The organism is Pusillimonas sp. T2 (assembly GCF_002236805.1).
In the GTDB taxonomy this organism is placed as follows: Bacteria; Pseudomonadota; Gammaproteobacteria; order Burkholderiales; family Burkholderiaceae_B; genus Neopusillimonas.
The window spans coordinates 127,484-144,741 of record NZ_NIQA01000005.1; the positions used below are offsets into that span (position 1 = coordinate 127,484).

19 protein-coding genes are annotated in these 17,258 nt (G+C 56.7%); 13 read left to right on the top strand and 6 right to left on the bottom strand.

The window, feature by feature from the left end:
* The first annotated feature begins 25 nt into the window (after window positions 1–25).
* The 6 genes from PuT2_RS10215 (at window position 26) to lipA (ending at window position 4,958) form a co-directional block, all read left to right on the top strand.
* Window positions 26–664, top strand: coding sequence for an alpha/beta hydrolase (locus tag PuT2_RS10215; RefSeq protein ID WP_093970948.1), 639 nt, complete (start codon window positions 26–28; stop codon window positions 662–664).
* A gap of 126 nt (window positions 665–790) precedes the next feature.
* The gene (locus tag PuT2_RS10220; protein WP_093970949.1) at window positions 791–1,987 is read left to right on the top strand and encodes a D-alanyl-D-alanine carboxypeptidase family protein; all 1,197 of its coding nucleotides are present in this window, start codon (window positions 791–793) and stop codon (window positions 1,985–1,987) included.
* Window positions 1,988–2,028: 41 nt separating this feature from the next.
* Window positions 2,029–2,910 (top strand): D-amino acid aminotransferase, encoded by an 882-nt coding sequence (locus tag PuT2_RS10225; protein ID WP_093970950.1) that lies wholly within the window; start codon window positions 2,029–2,031, stop codon window positions 2,908–2,910.
* Window positions 2,911–2,915: 5 nt separating this feature from the next.
* On the top strand, window positions 2,916–3,191 hold the full coding sequence (locus tag PuT2_RS10230; protein WP_093971018.1) for a DUF493 family protein: 276 nt from the start codon (window positions 2,916–2,918) through the stop codon (window positions 3,189–3,191).
* Entirely contained in the window at window positions 3,188–3,871 is a 684-nt protein-coding gene (gene lipB / locus PuT2_RS10235; RefSeq protein WP_093970951.1) for a lipoyl(octanoyl) transferase LipB, read from the top strand. Before PuT2_RS10230 ends, lipB begins: the two co-directional genes overlap by 4 nt.
* A 103-nt stretch (window positions 3,872–3,974) precedes the next feature.
* Window positions 3,975–4,958 carry a lipoyl synthase gene (lipA, locus tag PuT2_RS10240; protein ID WP_093970952.1) on the top strand — a complete coding sequence of 328 codons (984 nt, stop codon included), beginning with the start codon at window positions 3,975–3,977 and terminating at the stop codon, window positions 4,956–4,958.
* Between the two features lie 74 nt (window positions 4,959–5,032).
* Here lipA and PuT2_RS10245 read toward each other — a convergent pair whose 3' ends face one another.
* A complete protein-coding gene (locus PuT2_RS10245; protein ID WP_093970953.1) occupies window positions 5,033–5,932 on the bottom strand; it encodes a LysR substrate-binding domain-containing protein in 900 nt (299 codons plus the stop codon).
* 286 nt (window positions 5,933–6,218) lie between these two features.
* Between PuT2_RS10245 and PuT2_RS10250 the strand changes: the two genes are divergently transcribed.
* The 5 genes from PuT2_RS10250 (at window position 6,219) to PuT2_RS10270 (ending at window position 10,821) form a co-directional block, all read left to right on the top strand.
* Window positions 6,219–7,487 carry an amino acid ABC transporter substrate-binding protein gene (locus PuT2_RS10250; protein WP_093970954.1) on the top strand — a complete coding sequence of 423 codons (1,269 nt, stop codon included), beginning with the start codon at window positions 6,219–6,221 and terminating at the stop codon, window positions 7,485–7,487.
* Between the two features lie 74 nt (window positions 7,488–7,561).
* Window positions 7,562–8,443, top strand: coding sequence for a branched-chain amino acid ABC transporter permease (locus tag PuT2_RS10255; protein ID WP_093970955.1), 882 nt, complete (start codon window positions 7,562–7,564; stop codon window positions 8,441–8,443).
* A complete protein-coding gene (locus PuT2_RS10260; RefSeq protein WP_093970956.1) occupies window positions 8,440–9,387 on the top strand; it encodes a branched-chain amino acid ABC transporter permease in 948 nt (315 codons plus the stop codon). The genes PuT2_RS10255 and PuT2_RS10260 overlap by 4 nt, the downstream gene beginning before the upstream one ends.
* Window positions 9,384–10,109 (top strand): ABC transporter ATP-binding protein, encoded by a 726-nt coding sequence (locus tag PuT2_RS10265; protein WP_093970957.1) that lies wholly within the window; start codon window positions 9,384–9,386, stop codon window positions 10,107–10,109. The genes PuT2_RS10260 and PuT2_RS10265 overlap by 4 nt, the downstream gene beginning before the upstream one ends.
* A complete protein-coding gene (locus PuT2_RS10270; RefSeq protein ID WP_093970958.1) occupies window positions 10,090–10,821 on the top strand; it encodes an ABC transporter ATP-binding protein in 732 nt (243 codons plus the stop codon). Before PuT2_RS10265 ends, PuT2_RS10270 begins: the two co-directional genes overlap by 20 nt.
* An 87-nt stretch (window positions 10,822–10,908) precedes the next feature.
* Here PuT2_RS10270 and PuT2_RS10275 read toward each other — a convergent pair whose 3' ends face one another.
* The 4 genes from PuT2_RS10275 to PuT2_RS10290 form a co-directional block, all read right to left on the bottom strand.
* Entirely contained in the window at window positions 10,909–12,087 is a 1,179-nt protein-coding gene (locus PuT2_RS10275) for a CaiB/BaiF CoA-transferase family protein (protein WP_093970959.1), read from the bottom strand.
* 109 nt (window positions 12,088–12,196) lie between these two features.
* Window positions 12,197–13,009 (bottom strand): citryl-CoA lyase, encoded by an 813-nt coding sequence (locus PuT2_RS10280; protein ID WP_093970960.1) that lies wholly within the window; start codon window positions 13,007–13,009, stop codon window positions 12,197–12,199.
* 30 nt (window positions 13,010–13,039) lie between these two features.
* Window positions 13,040–13,918, bottom strand: a complete 879-nt coding sequence (locus tag PuT2_RS10285) for a dioxygenase (RefSeq protein WP_093970961.1) — start codon at window positions 13,916–13,918, stop codon at window positions 13,040–13,042.
* 201 nt (window positions 13,919–14,119) lie between these two features.
* Window positions 14,120–14,659, bottom strand: a complete 540-nt coding sequence (locus tag PuT2_RS10290) for a cob(I)yrinic acid a,c-diamide adenosyltransferase (protein ID WP_093970962.1) — start codon at window positions 14,657–14,659, stop codon at window positions 14,120–14,122.
* Between the two features lie 56 nt (window positions 14,660–14,715).
* Between PuT2_RS10290 and PuT2_RS10295 the strand changes: the two genes are divergently transcribed.
* A complete protein-coding gene (locus PuT2_RS10295; protein WP_093970963.1) occupies window positions 14,716–15,021 on the top strand; it encodes a copper-binding protein in 306 nt (101 codons plus the stop codon).
* Between the two features lie 5 nt (window positions 15,022–15,026).
* Here the strand turns inward: PuT2_RS10295 and PuT2_RS10300 are convergent, their stop codons facing one another.
* A complete protein-coding gene (locus tag PuT2_RS10300) occupies window positions 15,027–15,950 on the bottom strand; it encodes a LysR family transcriptional regulator (RefSeq protein WP_093970964.1) in 924 nt (307 codons plus the stop codon).
* A gap of 108 nt (window positions 15,951–16,058) precedes the next feature.
* Here PuT2_RS10300 and PuT2_RS10305 point away from each other — a divergent pair, with 108 nt between their 5' ends.
* Window positions 16,059–17,219: an FAD-dependent monooxygenase gene (locus PuT2_RS10305; protein ID WP_093970965.1), complete on the top strand. Its 1,161-nt coding sequence runs from the start codon at window positions 16,059–16,061 to the stop codon at window positions 17,217–17,219.
* Window positions 17,220–17,258: the final 39 nt, after the last annotated feature.

The following is a 17,258-nucleotide window of genomic DNA, read 5'->3' on the forward strand; positions in this document are numbered from 1 at the left end:
TAACGTAGCGGTTTATTTGTACTTTATGACAGAACGCAAAGAAACTTGGGTGGCGCAGGGGCAAGCCGGCGCCGTCGATTGTGTGGTCGAATGGCCTGAGGGGCCCGTTCAGGGCTGGGCGCTGGTATTGCATCCGCACCCGTTGCATGGGGGCGCCCGCGATAACAAGGTCGTTACTACTATTTCCCGTACCTGTCTGGCCCACGGCCTGGTGACAGTGCGCCCCAATTTTCGCGGGGTAGGAGCATCCGAAGGCAGTTTTGACCATGCTCGTGGCGAAACAGCCGACATGCTCCAGCTGGTCGAGCAGTTCCAGGCGGCTTACCCGCAGGCGTGCGTCGGGCACTGGGTGTTGGCGGGGTTCTCGTTTGGTACTTCAGTCGCTGCTCAACTGTATTCGGCGTTGCAAGGTGGGCTTCAGCCCGACGCTGTTATTTTGGCCGGGCCGGCTGTCGAGCGCTTCAAGTTCCGCGACATCGCCTTGCCCGATCACACTGTGCTGATCCATGGCGAGGCCGACGAAGTTGTGCCGCTGGCAGAAGCCATGGAATTTGCGCGGGCACACAACTTGCCGGTAACGGTGATCCCTGATGCCTCTCATTTTTTTCACGGCAAGCTGCTTACCTTGAAAACATTGGTGCAACTGCGATTGCGGGCGCTGTAGCAAATGTTTGCGATTTGATCCCTACCGTTGCGTGAGCGGTGGCTGCCCGTGACTTGACCACTGCCTATAATGAACCTTTTGCCGTACAGGCGTTCAAAACGCCTGTTTTCAATCGATGGGTGTTTTATGTCTCTGATTTCCAGGTTGTATCGAAACGCGTTGCGTTTGGGTGGTTGCGCATTTCTGGGGGCGGCGCTGGCCATGTCTCCGGTGGCGGGTGCCCAGCAGGCGTCAGACGCCATGGTGGCCGACTTCTCCTCGATTCCAATGCCCGAGCTGGCCGCCAAGGCCTGGCTGACGCTCGATGCCAACAGTGGCCAGGTCATTGCGGCCGCCAACATTAACGAAAAAGTCGAGCCCGCGTCGCTGACCAAAATTATGGCGGCCTACGTGGTGTTTGATGCAATTGCCGAAGGGCGGTTGTCGCTCGACCAGAAAGTGTCCGTGTCCGAAGTGGCCTGGAAGACCGAAGGTTCGCGTATGTTTATCAACGTGAACTCACAGGTGTCGGTGGGCGAATTACTTCAGGGCATGATCGTGCAGTCGGGCAATGACGCCACCGTCGCGCTGGCTGAGGCTGTTGCGGGCAGCGAAAGCGCCTTTGTCGCCCTGATGAACCAAGAGGCTCAGCGTCAGGGGTTGACCGGTACTTATTTCACCAATTCGCCAGGTTTGCCGCACCCTGAGCACATCACTACCGTGCGCGACCTGGGCATTCTGGCGCGCAATCTGGTGGTCGACTTTCCCCAGTATCTGCATTACTACAGCCAAAAAGAATACACCTATAACGATATTAAACAGCGTAACCGCAATCGTTTGCTATGGGTCGATGAAACTGTCGATGGCTTGAAAACAGGGCACACATCTTCGGCAGGGTATTGCCTGGTCACGACCGCGTTACGCGATGGCCGCCGTGTCATTACCGTGCTTGTGGGGGCGTCCAGCGATGCGGCACGCGCCGAAAACAGCCTCAAGCTGTTGAACTGGAGTTTCCAGAACTTCGATACGGTCAAGTTGTTCGGTGAAGATAAACCTGCGGTTCAGGCGCGCGTCTGGCAAGGTCAGGCTGAAACCGTGGCGCTGAGCCAACCCAAACCGTTGTGGGTAACAGTACCGCGCGGCAAGGCCGGCGACCTGACCCCCGTTGCCGAATATACCCAGCCGTTGATTGCTCCGCTGACTGCAGGCACGCAAGTGGGTACGGTGTCCTTGTCGCTTGATGGCGTTGTGTTGCGCCAGGCGCCATTGTTGGTCATGTCCGACGTCCCTGAGGCGGGTTTCATGGCGCGCATGGTCGATAAAATTAAGCTCATGTTCGAGTAAGACAGCAGGCTAAAATAGGCGTTTTTGTCTGCAGGTGCCTCATGATCCCCGACGTCGACAACGACAGCATTGTTTACCTTAACGGCCAGTATGTTCGGCTTGGCGATGCGAAAGTGTCGGTACTCGATCGGGGGTTTGTGTTCGGTGACGGCATATACGAAGTCGTGCCGGTTTACTCGGGCAAGCCGTTTCGCATGGCGCAACACATTGCCCGCTTGCAGCGCAGCCTGAAGGCAATCAGCATCCAGGTTGGGTTTACCGACGATCAATGGGCCGATTTATTCCTCGATATGATCGCCCGTACCGCGCCAGCGATGGCCGGCGTGTCTGAAAACGTCATGATTTATTTGCAGGTGACGCGTGGTGTCGCTAAACGAGACCACGCCTTCCCCGCCCACGCCACACCCACCATATTTTGTATGGTGTCGCCGTTCAAGCGGCCTGGCGCAGAGCAGCGCGAAAAGGGTTTGTCCACTATCTCAATCCCCGACGTCCGGTGGCTGCATTGCCATATCAAGTCGGTGTCCTTATTGGGTAATGTGTTGGCCAAGCAGGCCGCTGTCGAGGCTGGCGTCGACGAGGTTGTACAGTTTCGCGACGGGTTCTTGTCAGAAGGGGCTTCTACCAACATTTGGGTAGTGCGCAACGGCACTTTGCTTGCGCCCGAGCCCAATCACCTTATTCTTGAAGGTGTGCGCTATCGTTTCATCGAAAGCCTGGCGCAAAAAGCCGGTATTCCCTTCGAGGCGCGTCCTGTGTCGCGCACCGAAGTCGACACCGCCGACGAGCTCATGTTGTCGTCGGCGACCAAAGAAGTCTTGCCTATTGTCCTGCACGATGGTCGCCCGGTAGGCAGCGGCCGGCCCGGCCCCGTTTACGCGGCCTTGCGTGCCGCCTACGATCAAGTCCTCGAGGCACTCTAATGTCCATGCCTGAAATCCCCCCAGAACGTTCGCTGATCGAATACCCCAGTCAGTTTCCTATCAAAGTCATGGGCAAGTCTCATCCGGACTTCGCCCAAACCCTGGCGGCGGTTGTGCTCGAGTTCGACCCGGCCTTCGACCCGGCCACCGTAGAAATGCGGCCGAGTCGCAGCGGTAATTACATTGGCCTGACGTTCACTGTAACGGCCACATCCCGCGAGCAGCTCGACGGTTTGTATCGCGCCCTGCACGGGCATGCCATGGTGTCAGTTGTGCTGTGATCGCCGTCAAGTGGTGGCCGCATCGTCCGGTTCTCTACCAAGAAACCTTTGAAGCCATGAAGGCGTTCACGCATGCGCGTGACGCCCATACCCCCGATGAAATCTGGCTGGTCGAGCATTACCCCGTCTATACGCTGGGTCAGGCGGGCAAGCCGGAGCATGTTCTGAATCCTGGTGATATCCCCTTGGTCAAAAGTGACCGCGGCGGGCAGGTCACATATCATGGTCCTGGCCAAGTAGTGGCCTATTGTCTGGTCGATCTGCGTCGGTTGGGTATCTTTGTCAAAGAGTACGTTGAACTGCTCGAGGCCGTTGTCATCGGCGTGCTTGTTGATTACGGCCTTGTGCAGGCTTGTCGCAAAGCAGGGGCGCCTGGGGTGTATGTGCCTTGGCCTGTCGCGCCCGGTCTGTCCGCGACGGCCTCTGACGCCGAGCTTGCAAAAATTGCAGCGCTGGGCGTCAAGATCAGCCGGGGGTGCAGTTACCATGGCCTTGCACTTAACGTCGACATGAATCTGGCTCCTTTTTTAGGTATCAACCCCTGCGGCTACGCCGGTTTGCGCACGGTCGATATGGCAGCTTGTGGTGTGTCTGCAACGGTGCACGACGTTGGCGAGGCCTTGGCTGCCCGTTTGGTTACAGCCTTTCAAACCCTGCCTGCGCCATCACCAAAGCCCTGACGTAGCCGGGGAGATTAGGCCTTCGAAGGGCTCAGGCGCTAAAATAGGGTTTTTACCAATTCATGATGTCGCGACCTTTGTGTGTTGCGGCCCAGGAAGGTGTATGTCTACTCCAGATCAGGCCGTAGGCCGTACCGATACGGTTTACGATGCGACTCAAAAGCAAAAGTCCGAAGCTAAAACGTCGCGTATTCCCATCAAAATTATTCCGGCCGAGCGCCTGAAAAAACCTGACTGGATCCGCGTCAAGGCGGCGGCTCCCAGCTCGCGCTTTCACGACATCAAGCGTATTTTGCGCGAGCACAATCTGCATACTGTTTGCGAAGAGGCGTCCTGTCCTAACATTGGCGAGTGCTTTGGCAAGGGCACGGCCACATTCATGATTATGGGCGACAAGTGCACGCGTCGCTGCCCCTTCTGCGATGTCGGTCATGGTCGCCCCGATCCGCTTGATGTCAACGAACCAGAGAACCTTGCGCGCACTATTGCGGCGCTTAAGTTGTCGTACGTTGTGATTACGTCGGTCGATCGCGACGACCTGCGCGACGGCGGCGCGGCTCATTTTGTCGAGTGCATCCGCAAGGTTCGCGAGCTTTCACCCTCGACGCGTATCGAAATTCTGGTGCCCGATTTCCGAGCCCGCCTTGACCGCGCGCTGGGCATTCTAGATCAGGGCCCACCCGATGTCATGAACCATAACCTCGAGACCGTGCCCCGCCTGTACAAACAGGCCCGGCCGGGTTCCGACTATCATCATTCCCTCAAGCTGCTGTCCGAATTCAAGGCCAGGCATCCTGGCGTACCCACCAAGTCGGGTCTAATGCTTGGCTTGGGCGAAACCGATGAAGAAATCTTGCAGGTTATGCGCGATATGCGCGAGCACAATGTCGATATGATCACCATTGGCCAGTACTTGCAGCCGTCCGAGCATCACTTGCCCGTATTGCGCTACGTACACCCCGATACCTTCGCCATGTTCGAGCGCGAAGCCTATGCCATGGGGTTCAGTCATGCTGCGGTTGGCGCCATGGTGCGGTCGTCGTATCACGCCGACGAGCAGGCGCACGCGGCGGGTGTGGCTAGTTAATTCAATTGCACGCACGAAAGCCCGACGCCTTTGGTTAGGCGTCGGGCTTTTTAACGTTTGGCCTGCGGGTACTTTTACTTCAGGCGGCGTTTGGGGTTGAATTCGTTCACCCGGTCTCTGATGATGTTTGCAAACTGCCGAACGGCGGGGCTGCGCGGGGCGTCGCGTAGCCATAGCAGGCCCGGGGTGCGCACTGGGGTGGGGCTTTGAAGCGGGAGTACCGCTACCTCATCGCCCCATAGCCCGTATTCCGAAATAATCGCGGCGGCATCCGTCATGGTCACGAATTCCAACATGGGTACGACGGCATTCATCTCGGCCACTACAACAGGCTGCGCGTTGGCCATCTCGAAGCAATCCTCCAGCAAAGCGCGGGTTGAAAAAGACTGTGGCAACAGCACCATTTTTTGCTTGTGCAGCTCGGCCATGCGCACGAACCGGCGCTTGGCAAACATGTGGTGCTTGCCCACCACCAGGCGCATCTCCTCGTTGTACAGAGGTTCGAACTGTAATTGGGCGGTGTTTTCGGGCTTGTATGTAATCCCGAAATCAAGATTGCCGGCCAACAGTTCTCGGGCCACGATGTCGCCAGGCAGCTCGGTGACCTGCACTGACACCGATGGGTGCTGCGCCACAAACATCGATACGCTACGGGGAATAATCCGCATATTGAACGTGTGTGTCGTCCCGACCCTAACCACGCCGCTAAGTTCGTTCGACGTGTCGCGAACGGTTTTCATCCCTTCCTCTACCTCGCGCAGTGCGCGCTGGGCATGTTCCAGGAAGGCCTCGCCGCGTTCAGTCATCACGACGCGTTTGCCGATGCGCGAGAAAAGCTGGCAGGATAACTCTTCTTCCAGTTGCTTGATCTGGTGTGATAGTGTTGATTGCGTAACGTGAACTTTCTCGGCGGCTTGCGTAAAACTGAGTTGTTCGGCCAGGGCAACAAAATAGCGTAGGTGTCTGAGTTCCATACAAAGCCTTGTAGTAATGAGCGTTTTCAATCGATGCTGTCGATCGTTTTTTAATGGAAAACTTCATTTTCATTCATGCAAAGCACAAAGTAAACTCGTCTCACTGTGCCGAAATGGCGCTGCAAAAGCCCATGGCACCCCACCCCGGAGGAACACCACCCAGCACGACCCAACCTGCAACCAATTGCACGTCTTGCACACTTTAAAAAATTCAAGGTCACAGGCAGTAAATAACGAAGCGGTACAAGCCGCCTCAGATATTCAATGACATTGGGAGGAGACCCAAATGACCACACGACGTCAGTTCAACAAGTTAGCCGCCATGGCCGCAGCAGGCCTGGCCGCACCCGCAATTATTTCGCGCAAGGCTTACGCCAGCGACAAGCCCATTCGTATCGGGGCCAGTGTGTCGTTAACGGGGCCGTTGGCCAGTACTCGCGCCGGCCAGATCGGTTACGAACTCTGGCGCGACGACGTTAACGCCGCCGGTGGCCTGTTGGGTCGCAAGGTCGAATTCGTCATCTACGACGATCAAAGCAGCGCGTCCAACGTCCCCGCCATCTATTCAAAACTGGTTGACGTCGATAAGGTTGATGTCCTGATTTCGCCTTATGGCGCCAATCTGTCGGCTCCGCTGATGCCCTTTATTCGTCAGCGCAACCAGTTTATGGTCGGTATGTTTGCCCTAGCTGGCAACGACCGTGCGCGCCACGATAAATACTTTCACGCCTGCCCCTGGGGCCCTAACTCGATGTTGGGATGGGCGCGAGGGTTCTTCGATCTGGCCAAGTCCATCAACGCCAAAAAAATTGCCATCATCAACTCCGACCTTGAATTCTCGGCCAGCGCGGCCCAGGGTGGGGCCCAGGTGGCTAAAGAGTACGGGATGGAAGTGGTCATGAACCAAAGCTATCCACCCAATACCAGCGATTTCTCTGCCATTTTGCGCAACATTAACGCCGCCAACCCCGACGCGGTTTTTGTTTGCTCGTATCCGGCCGACAGCGCGGCCATCATCCGCGGCGTCAAAGAAATCGGCATTTCCGATTCGGTACAAATTTTTGGCGGGTCGATGATTGGCCCGCAGTATGGTTCGTTGCTAGGCTCGTTAGGCCAAGACCTCAACGGTCTGGTCAACATTACCACCTTCGTACCCGAGCCCACGCTTAAAACGCCGGCCATCGACAGCTTCTTCAGCCGATACGTGCCTAAAGCACAGGCCGAAAGCCTCGATCCCTTGGGCTTCTATATCCCGCCGTTCTACTACGTGGCTGGGCAAATCGTCGAGGCCGGTATCAAGGGCTCGCAGTCGGTCGATCACGCCAAAATGGCCCAGTATCTGCATGCCAACCCTATCGACACACTGGTGGGCAAAGTGGCCTTCAACGAACTGGGCGACTGGACAGAGCGACGCACCCTCATGATCCAGGTGCAGGGCGTAAAAGGCAACGATATCAATCAGTTCCGCGAACCCGGTCGTCAGGTCATTCTCGACCCGTCGTCGCTCAAGTCGGGCGAGCTGATCACGCCTTATAACAAGGCACGCCAGGGCTAATTCTGCCCTCTGCCATTCTTTAACCTTCACGTACGACCGGCCCCTCTCGGGGCCGGCCGGTGGGGCATTGCAGCATGACGTCAACCTTAGACATCTTCTTTAACGCCATTTCAACCGGGGTGTTGTTGGGCAGCATTTATGCTGCTGTCGCCCTGGGGTTGGCTATTACCTTTGGTATTTTGCACATTCCCAATGTGGCGCACCCCACGTTGGTAATTGTCGGCGCCTATTTTGTGGTGTTGCTGGGACAGTGGGGAGTCGACCCTTTACTTGCCGCGCTTATCGGGCTTCCTGTGTTCTACGTGTTCGGGATGCTCTTATATACGTTTTACTCGCAAGCCTTCGAGCGACGAGGGCAAGTCAACACTTTGCAAAGCCTGACCTTGTTCTTCGGGCTGTCGCTGGTGATTGAAATTGCCATTGCCTTGCTGTTCGGCTCCGAGCTCAAGTCGGTCAGTGCGCCATACATTGGCACCAGCCTTAATTTGGGTGTTTTTACGCTGCCCTATCGCCTGCTGATTCCTGCGTTGCTGGCACCCATCATGATTGCGTTGCTCTGGATGTATTTCACCAAAACAAATTCAGGCACAGCCATTCGCGCAGTGGCACACGATGATCGTGCCCTGTCTATTGCGGGTATCGACCCAGCCTGGATCAAACGTCATGCCTTTGGTATTGCCACGGCTACAGCCGTGGTGGGCGGGGTTGCCCTGGTCATGATGGGGCCTGTTGATCCGTTCAGCGGCCGTTTCCAAATCGGCCGGGTATTTGCCATTGTGGTTCTGGCCGGCATGGGGTCCATTCCTGGCACCCTGGTCGTGGCCATCATGATCGGCATTGCCGAGTCGTTTGTCTCAGCCTACCTTACGCCGTCGTGGTCTCCTGGCGTCGCCTTCGCGATTTTGCTGTTAGCCCTGGCGTTTCGTCCCCAAGGTTTATTCGGAGCTTCACGATGAAACGCAACAACCTTATTTTTACGATCGCCGCTGTGGCCGTCATTGTGGCCGGCTTTTTAGCGCCGTCCATTGTTACTAATCCGTTCTATTTCTTTGCCGGCTACGTCATTGTTCAGTACATCGCCATATCCACGGGCTGGAACGTCTTGGGGGGTTACGCGGGGTATATCAACTTTGGGGCCGCTGCCTTTTTCGGACTTGGGGTGTATATCTCGGCGTTCCTGTTTAACGTGTTCGAGATCCCTTTATGGCTGGGTATTTTGTGTGCTGCGGGCGCTGGTGCATTGCTGGGGCTGGGCATGGGGTACCTTACGCTGCAGATCCAGGGGGTTTATTTCGCGATTGCCACGCTGGGTTTGGTTATTGTGCTTGAAACCATTATCCATAATATCCCCGGTATGGGCGGGGCGCGCGGCATGGCCGTATATGGCCCGCCGCCACCCGACTGGTCGGGCGGCCCAGTGCAGTACATTTTTCTGGTCATGCTTATCGTCGCCGTCATCAGCGTCGCGCTAGCCCGCTGGATAGAGCTTTCCTGGGTGGGGCGCGGGCTACGGGCCGTGCGCGCCAGCGAAGATGCCGCCGAGTGTTCGGGGGTGCCTACGTTGCGTCTGAAGTTGCTGGCATGTACCGTGAGCGGAGCCATATTGGGTGCGGCCGGTGCGCCGTTCCCGTTCTACACGTCGTTTGTCGAACCGGTCACCGCGTTTAGCCTGCTTATTGGCCTTAACGCAATTGCCATGCCGCTTATTGGCGGTACTCGCAGTTGGCTTGGGCCGGTTATTGGTGCAATTTTGTTGGCATCTGTACAGCAAATTGCGACGGTCACCATTTCATCCGAACTTAATATTCTGTTTGTCGGTCTGGTTCTGATCGCCTTCGTTGCGCTGGCGCCCAACGGTATTCTTGGCCTGGCCAAACGCAAATCCGGAGGTGCACGATGACATCGCCCGCCCTTTCTTTACGCGGCATCGAAAAATCTTTCGGTGTATTCAAGGCGCTAGGGCCAGTCGACCTCGACCTGATGCAAGGCGAGCGTCTGGGTATCATTGGCCCTAATGGCGCGGGTAAAACAACCCTCATTAACTGCATTACCGGCGTGTTACGTCCAGACCAGGGGTCGGTTCAGTTCATGGGCAAAGATATCAGCAACGTGCCGCCGTTCGAGCGTGCCCGTATGGGGATATCGCGCAGTTTCCAGATTCCCCGCCCCTTTATTGGTATGAGCGTCCTCGAAAATCTGCTGGTGCCACTCGATTACAAGCCTGCAGTTCACAATAAAGAAGAGCGCGCCTTGCAGTTGCTCAAGTCCGTCAATTTGCATCAAAGGGCGTTCGACCCATCGGGTGATCTATCGCAGCTCGAGCTGCGCAAGCTTGAATTGGCGCGCGCCCTGGCCAGCGACCCCAAAGTGCTGATCGCAGACGAAGCCATGGCGGGCTTGTCAGATACCGAAATTGACGAAGTGCTGGAAATCTTGATGCGCCTGAATGCGTCCGGGGTGGCCATCATCATGATCGAGCACATTATGCATGCGGTCATGCGCTTCTCGCAGCGCGTGGTCTGCTTCGACACTGGTTTGCTGATTGCGGCCGGTACGGCGGACGAAATCGCCAACAATACAACCGTTCAAAAGGTGTACTTCGGTGAACAGACTCATCATTGAAAACCTCAGCGCCGGTTACGGCGCCGTGCCGGTGCTGCACGACGTTTCGCTTGAGGTCAACGAGGCCGAACTGGTGGCTCTGCTGGGCACCAATGGCAATGGCAAAAGCACGCTGCTGAACTGCGTTATGGGGTTTGTAAAGCCCAGTAAAGGGCGCATTTTGCTCGAATGGGACGGCGTGACCACCAACCTTACCGACTTGCCCCCGCACGAAATCGTGCGCAGGGGGTTGTCGATTGTGCCCGAGGGCCGCCGCTTGGTGCCGACGCTTTCGGTAGAAGACAATTTACGCTTGGCTGGCAGTAACCCCATGGTGCGCGATCAGCTCGAAAAGAACTTGTCGTTCTGCTATGAAACATTTCCGATCTTGCAAGAGCGCCGGCGCCAGCTGGCGGGCAGCATGAGCGGCGGCCAGCAGCAATTACTGGCTATTGCTCGCTGTCTCATGACGGCACCGAAAGTCATTGTCATCGATGAGCCTTCTGTCGGGTTGGCGCCCATTATTGTGGGGCAGGTCATTGATACCATCAAAGCGCTCCAACAAAGCACCAACCTCACCATTCTGATGGCAGAACAAAGCTTTTTCCAGGCCATCAGCGTTGCGTCACGGGCCTATGTGTTGGCCCATGGCCGGATCACACGCCACTTTAACGATGCAGCAGCTATCGACCACGATGAGCTGCGTCGGGCAATGCTGGGGGCGGGACACTAAATCTTGCTCTCTTTTTCTGCGTAATAACAAAAGCCCGGCCTTATGAATATTAAGGCCGGGCTTTTTTAAAGCGAGATAGGGCGGCGACTACACGTCAGACCCAGAACCGGTAGAGGGCGGTTTTTGCCCCAGCGTTGCTCGAATCGGGCCAAGAATGTCGTCATTGTGCTCACCGAGTACAGGCGGCGGCACGACAGATTTAGCGTGCTCGCCGTCGAAGTTCACCGGCGGGCGCACTGTGCGAAACAGCCCCATTTCAGGGTGCTGCCCCGACACTAAGATTTCAAGATGCTTGGCCTGCGGGTCTTCCAGTGCTTCGCTGGGGTCGTACATCGGGGCATGCGGTACGTCTTGTGCCAGCAAGCGTTCGCACCAGGCGTTGCGGTCTTTGGTGATAAAAATTTCCGACAGCACCTTGATCAGCGTTTCTTGATGCTTGATACGGGCGTTCCGGTCGCAAAAGCGTGGGTCTTCGAACAGGTTGGGGCGTTCGATGGCATTGGCCAGGCCCTGCCAGAACTTTTCGGGAGACGACATGTGCAACGCAAGCCATTTGCCGTCTTTACATTTCATGACATACGACTGCGAGACGCTGGGGCGACTGTAAGGGCCCATGACTTCGCCGACCGAATAAAAATGAGTGAACGCGTCAAGGTTGAAGTGGCACATGGCTTCGAGCATCGATACTTCTACGGTGCTACCTACGCCTGTTCGGCCGCGGTCGAACAGGGCGCCCAAAATGCCATACGCTGCATAGAAGCCGGTAATGGCATCGGCCAACGCGGGCCCTACAACGCGGGGGTTCTCGGGGTTAATCAGCAAGCCAAGAAAGCCGCTGGCGGCTTGTGCGACCGAGTCATACGCCGGACGCGATGCCGATGGGCCTGTTTGGCCAAAACCGCTGATCGAGCAATACACCAGGCGCGGGTTGATATCGCGCAGGCGTTCTTCGCCTACGCCGAGCCTGTCTGCGGCGCCTGGGCGAAAGTTCTGTATGTAAACGTCGGCGCTGCGAACGAGTTCGTCCATGACCGCGAGGTCGTCTTTGTCTTTTGTGTTCAGCGTAACGCTGCGTTTATTGCGGTTATAGGTTTGGTAGTGCGGGCTGTACAGGCCGCCCTTGAAGGCCCGGAACGGATCGCCGCTGCCGGGTTGTTCAACTTTGATGACATCGGCGCCCAAGTCGGCCAGCAGCATGCCGGCTGCCGGGCCGGTAATGAACGTTCCCTGGTCCAATACACGAATGCCTTCCAGAACTTTTTTCATGGTCTTTGCTCCGGGCAAAAAGAGGCCCTGGGCGTACGAGAACGCCCAAAAGGGTCATGTTTCGAGAAGTCTTTAGAAAATGTGTTTTAAGTCGATAAGCCGTCAGTGCTTAGTCGCCGGGGACAAAGCCGGGCGGGGCTTCGCCTGTGTACTCGACGTGTCGAGTGGCCTGGTACGACAGTGCAAACCCTATGGGGTGCTGATTGGCCTCTTCAACCAAGTGACCGATCAAGCCGGCTGTTCGGGCCAGAATAGGCACACCTTTCAGCCCGGCCAGCGGGAACCCGATGCCCAACAAGACAGCCGGGATAGCTGCAGATACATTCAGCATGAGCGACTTGCCTACGATGTCGGGAATAACTTTTTCGACAGCTTCGGCAAGGTTCACATAAGTCATGTCGGCGCCGGCTTCGGCAGCGACCCGGAACAGCGCGCTGACGCGGGGGTCGCGGCTTTTGTGCAAGGGGTGCCCGTAACCGGGAATGGCACGTCGTGCCTGACGCAGTTCGGTTACGGCTTCGCGTGCTGCCGATTCGAATTGGTCGGGGTTGCCGTTGGCGCGCTTTCGGATGTCTTCCAGAAATTGGCCGCAGCTTTCAGAGGCGCCCAAAATGACCGAGCCGCAGCCCAGAATGCCTGCCGCAACGGCGCCTTGCAGGGCGTCGGGGGCCGCGGCAAGTGTCATGCGGCTGGCTTGCACGCTGGGCACCAGCCCGTGCTCGGCGATGGCCACCAGTGTGGCATTAAGCACGGCCGACTGCGTGAGATTAGGCATTTTGCCGGTAACCAGCAAATGGAAGTAGTCGCCGAATGAGGCTTTGCCGATCAGTTCTTCTGCCAGGTCTTTGCCCCGGACAATAATGGTGTCAGGGTTTGAGGTGCAAATAGCCGTGCGAGGAACAGTTTCTTTACCAATTTTCATGGTTAACCTTTGTTGTTTCGTGCCTGCGGTTTACGCGGTCTTCAGCTTTTCGACTTCGGACAATGGGGCTAACTGGAAGTCGTAGTGACAGGTGTAGTACGGCACGGTTTGGGTGTCGCCTGCGGGGGTTGTGCCGGGCTCGTGAGGGATGTAGTCAACGATCAGGCCGTCTTTAACGCCAAACACCGTGTCGGTGTCGAGATAGGGCGAGTCGGACGGGAAGATGTGCGTCACGATGGTTTTGTGGCCCGGGGCGCGCAAAATAAAGTGCATATGGCCGGGGCGGTTGGGGTGGCGCCCCATGGCGTCGAGCATGGAGCCCACTGGCCCATCGGACGGTACCGGGTAAAAAGACGGTTTGATCGACCAAAACCAGAATTTGCCGTCTTTCCCGGTGGTTAAAACCGCACGGGCGCGCATTTCGTCGCTGCCCAGTTGCATGTCGTAGTTGCCTTCTCCGTCGCCAGACCAGATGTCGAGCGTCGCGCCTTCGACGGGACTGCCGTCGAGCGAGGTGACAATGCCCGAGTACAGGCAGGGTTCGCCCACAATGCCTTCGGCAATATTTGCGCCCATGGGTTTGTGAGGGGCACCTTCCCAATAGTAAGGGCCCAGCACGGTTTGTTCGGTGGCGCCTTCGGGCAGGCGGTTATTGATGGCGTCGACCAGGATCGACACACCCAGTGTGTCGGACAGCAGGATGAACTCTTGACGTTTGTCGGTGCAGGTTTGGCCGGTTTTGGTCAGAAACTGGATGGCGGTCATCCATTCTTCTTCGGTGAGCTGAACGTCGCGGATGAAGTCGTGTAGATGGTGGATCAAAGAAGTCATCACTTGACCAAAGCGCTCGTTTTTAGGCGTCATGCGGTCGATGGCTTCTTGGGTGATCGTAAATTCTCTGGATGTCATGCGGTGTCTCCCGTGGTGCCGGGCTGTGGTTCAGCCGGTCTTTTGATAAGTTACGGAAGAGTGTACCGTTGGGTCTCCATGAATGAAAATGAAGTTTTTATCTACAAATTAATCGATGCTGTCGATGATCTAAGTAAAAAAATGCTCACGGTGCGTGTGCGCCCGTGAGCTTGGACAGGGAGTGTGCCCGGCGGTTTTGGCTTAAGAGGTCGCGTCGCGATTCCAGAGGGTGTCTTGCCGGTTCAGGGTGCGGGCGAGCACGAAGCACAGGTCGGACAGCCGATTAAGGTACTGGCGCAGCGGGGCATTGATGGGTTCGTGGTTGTGCAGGGTAATGACGGCGCGTTCGGCACGCCGCGAGACGGTGCGGGCCAGGTGCGCCAGCGCAGCCGGTCGGTTTCCACCTGGCAAAATAAATTCTTTTAAAGGGGGCAACTGTGCGTTGTAGTGCTTCAGGGCCTCGTCGAGCGCCAGCACGTGTTCGTTATTGATGGCGTTGTGCCCCGGGATGCAAAGCTCGGCCCCCATATCAAACAAATGATTCTGGATGCTTGCCAGAAGAGTGTCTACCGGCGCGGGCAGCGGTTCGCAACGCCACAAGCCGATAACGCTGTTCAGTTCGTCGACGTCGCCCAATGCTGCAACACGTGGCGCGTCTTTTTCGATGCGGCTGCCGTCGCCCAAGCTAGTGGTGCCGTCGTCGCCGGTACGGGTCGCAATTACAGATAAACGGTGGGTCATGATTTTATCGGGGTGAACAAGGTTGGTACTATAACGTTTTACAACGGAGGAAACCGATGAGCCATTGCAATCGTAGCGTGTCAGCCGGTGTATTGGCGGCGTTGGCGCTGCCCGTAGCGGCTTACGTAACGCCGGTAGCCGCCCAAGAGGCCAGTGCATCGGGCGAGGTGCGTAAGATCGATGCTGCCGAGGGCAAAATCATGATCAAACATGGGGCCATTGCCGACCTGAACCTTCCTGCCATGACGCTGGCCTATCGTATTGACCCGGCTTTGCTGGCGGGCATTGCGCCGGGCGACAAAGTATCTTTTACGGCTCGCCGTCAAGACGGCCAATACATTATTGTCAAAATCAGTAAATAGTCAGGTTATTTGGGGGCGCCGATTTGCTCGGCCCCAAACCAGACGCCCTTGCCCAGTTGCTGCTTCAGGGTTTCAATAAACAGCCGTCGACCCTCTTGAACAGCCGGCGAGTGCGAGCGGGATTCGTTTTCGAACAGAGCCCAGGTCAGGTATAGCCCTTTCAGGGGTGCCCAGCAAATGTCGTCTGAGGCGTGGTCATATACCGCGCAAGCCGGCACAACCGTCAGCCCCGCCCCTTGGCGGGCCAGTGCCATGCACAGCCTTAGCGTATCGGTTTCGATGGCGACACTGCTTTTGATGCCTTTGCGCGCCAGGGTGTTTTCCAGATAGGTGCGCAACGCATTGGGTCGGCCAGGCATCACCAGCTTTTGCTGGTCAAGGGTTTGAATGCCTACCGCTGTTGAGGCGTTGAAGCCGCTGCCGGCTTTGCCCACCACGACCAGGGGTTCGCGCAGCAGCACCGTTTGGCGATAGCCATTAGGCGGCGCTTGTTCGAAGGGGACGGCGGCGAGGTCGATAGCACCTGCCAGCAGTTGGTCGCGCAATATATGACTGACGTTTTCGTAAACTTTGAGCGATACATTAGGGCAGTCGCGCAGTAGTGTGGGCAGGTAGGTTGATGTAAATACACTGTGCCACGAGGGCGGGATGCCTACGGCAAGCTGGCCCGCGGCACGCTCGCCGACTTGCGCCTTAATAATTGAAAATTGCCGAAGCAGGGGGCGGACGCGATCGGACAACAGCTTGCCGGCGTCGGTGAGCTTGACGCCCCCTTGCGACCGGATGAAGAGCTGGACCTGCATTTCGTGTTCAAGGGCGGCGATTTGCCGTGACAAAGCGGGTTGCGACAGGTGCAGATCAACGGCCGCACGGTTAATGCTGCCCAGTTCGGCCACCCTTAAAAAGCACTCAAGTACACGGGAATCCATTCACGCCACATTATGCAAATAACGACTAACAATTATAGGTTATCTGCATTATTCAGATAATTGCGCTGTCTCTAAACTGTGTTCAACAAGAATGCTCAGGAGACAGGTGTGAAGATTCGTATTGTGGGCGGTGGCCCGGCCGGGTTGTTTTATGCATACCTCATGAAACGCGACGACCCTGCACACGACATCGTCGTATACGAGCGTGATCCGCAAGATGCGACCTACGGTTGGGGTGTGGTGTTTTCCGATGTGGCCCTGTCATTTGTCAAAGATATCGCGCCTGAACTTTACGATGCCATCACCGAAAACCAAGAGGTTTTTGACGAAATGGCGGTGGTGCACCAGAATGTGCTTGTGCCTTTGGCGCACAATACCTTTCATCGCACCAGTCGCATCGATTTGCTCAAGGCCTTGCACAAACACTGCCTGTCCGTCGGCGTTGACATTCAGTTCAATCAAAAATTCGATGATGTCACCCAGTTTGTCGATGCCGACCTGGTGGTTGCTGCCGACGGCGCCAATAGCGCTATTCGTACGCGTTATGCGGCGCATTTTCAGCCCGAGCTCGATGTTCGCCCCAATTACCTGGCCTGGTATGGCACAACCCAGCTGTTCGATGCCTTGTCGCTTATTTTCCGTCAGTGCAACGATGGCTTGCTGATTGCCCACACCTATCGGTACAGCCGCACCTTAAGCACCTTTCTGGTCGAGTGCGACCCCGAAACCTTTCACAAAGCCGGGCTCGACACAATGTCAGAAGCCGAGAGCCTGGCGTACTGCGAAAAGGTGTTCGCGCCAGACCTTGCCGGTCATAAGTTGTTGTCGAATAAGTCGCAATGGTTTCGTTACACCATCGTTAAAAACAAAAACTGGTTCTACAAAAATATCGTTTTGATTGGTGATGCCTTGCGCACAGGCCATCCCTCGGTGGGTTCGGGTACGCGGCTGGCCATGCAAGACTCCATCGCCCTGTTCGAGGCCTACAAGGCGTGCGGCTCCAATGTGTCGGCCATGCTCGAAGATTTCGTGCAGCGTCGTAAACCCAGCGCCGACGCGCTTCAGCGTGCAGCGATCAAAAGTACCGAATGGTACGAAAACCTGGGTCCGAAGTTGTCGCTTGACCCTATCTCGTTCGCCTACGACTACGTCACCCGCAGTGGCCGGGTGTCGCACGACGATGTGCGTCAGCGCGATCCTGACCTGGCGGCCAAATACGAGGCCTTGCATCCAGACTGGGCCGACAACGCTGCACGTCGCGACAGCTAGGGCGCCTGCTTAGTCGGTTCACGCCGCCGGGTTGAGCCC

Bases quoted from the DNA above. Each gene is read 5' to 3' on its own strand.
- PuT2_RS10295 (WP_093970963.1), top strand. From the start codon at position 14,716: ATGAGCCATTGCAATCGTAGCGTGTCAGCCGGTGTATTGGCGGCGTTG.
- lipA (WP_093970952.1), top strand. From the start codon at position 3,975: ATGTCTACTCCAGATCAGGCCGTAGGCCGTACCGATACGGTTTACGAT.
- PuT2_RS10220 (WP_093970949.1), top strand. From the start codon at position 791: ATGTCTCTGATTTCCAGGTTGTATCGAAACGCGTTGCGTTTGGGTGGT.
- PuT2_RS10215 (WP_093970948.1), top strand. From the start codon at position 26: ATGACAGAACGCAAAGAAACTTGGGTGGCGCAGGGGCAAGCCGGCGCC.
- PuT2_RS10280 (WP_093970960.1), bottom strand. From the start codon at position 13,009: ATGAAAATTGGTAAAGAAACTGTTCCTCGCACGGCTATTTGCACCTCA.
- PuT2_RS10225 (WP_093970950.1), top strand. From the start codon at position 2,029: ATGATCCCCGACGTCGACAACGACAGCATTGTTTACCTTAACGGCCAG.
- PuT2_RS10245 (WP_093970953.1), bottom strand. From the start codon at position 5,932: ATGGAACTCAGACACCTACGCTATTTTGTTGCCCTGGCCGAACAACTC.
- PuT2_RS10255 (WP_093970955.1), top strand. From the start codon at position 7,562: ATGACGTCAACCTTAGACATCTTCTTTAACGCCATTTCAACCGGGGTG.
- PuT2_RS10275 (WP_093970959.1), bottom strand. From the start codon at position 12,087: ATGAAAAAAGTTCTGGAAGGCATTCGTGTATTGGACCAGGGAACGTTC.
- PuT2_RS10290 (WP_093970962.1), bottom strand. From the start codon at position 14,659: ATGACCCACCGTTTATCTGTAATTGCGACCCGTACCGGCGACGACGGC.
- PuT2_RS10265 (WP_093970957.1), top strand. From the start codon at position 9,384: ATGACATCGCCCGCCCTTTCTTTACGCGGCATCGAAAAATCTTTCGGT.
- PuT2_RS10300 (WP_093970964.1), bottom strand. From the start codon at position 15,950: ATGGATTCCCGTGTACTTGAGTGCTTTTTAAGGGTGGCCGAACTGGGC.
- PuT2_RS10260 (WP_093970956.1), top strand. From the start codon at position 8,440: ATGAAACGCAACAACCTTATTTTTACGATCGCCGCTGTGGCCGTCATT.
- PuT2_RS10250 (WP_093970954.1), top strand. From the start codon at position 6,219: ATGACCACACGACGTCAGTTCAACAAGTTAGCCGCCATGGCCGCAGCA.
- PuT2_RS10230 (WP_093971018.1), top strand. From the start codon at position 2,916: ATGCCTGAAATCCCCCCAGAACGTTCGCTGATCGAATACCCCAGTCAG.
- PuT2_RS10285 (WP_093970961.1), bottom strand. From the start codon at position 13,918: ATGACATCCAGAGAATTTACGATCACCCAAGAAGCCATCGACCGCATG.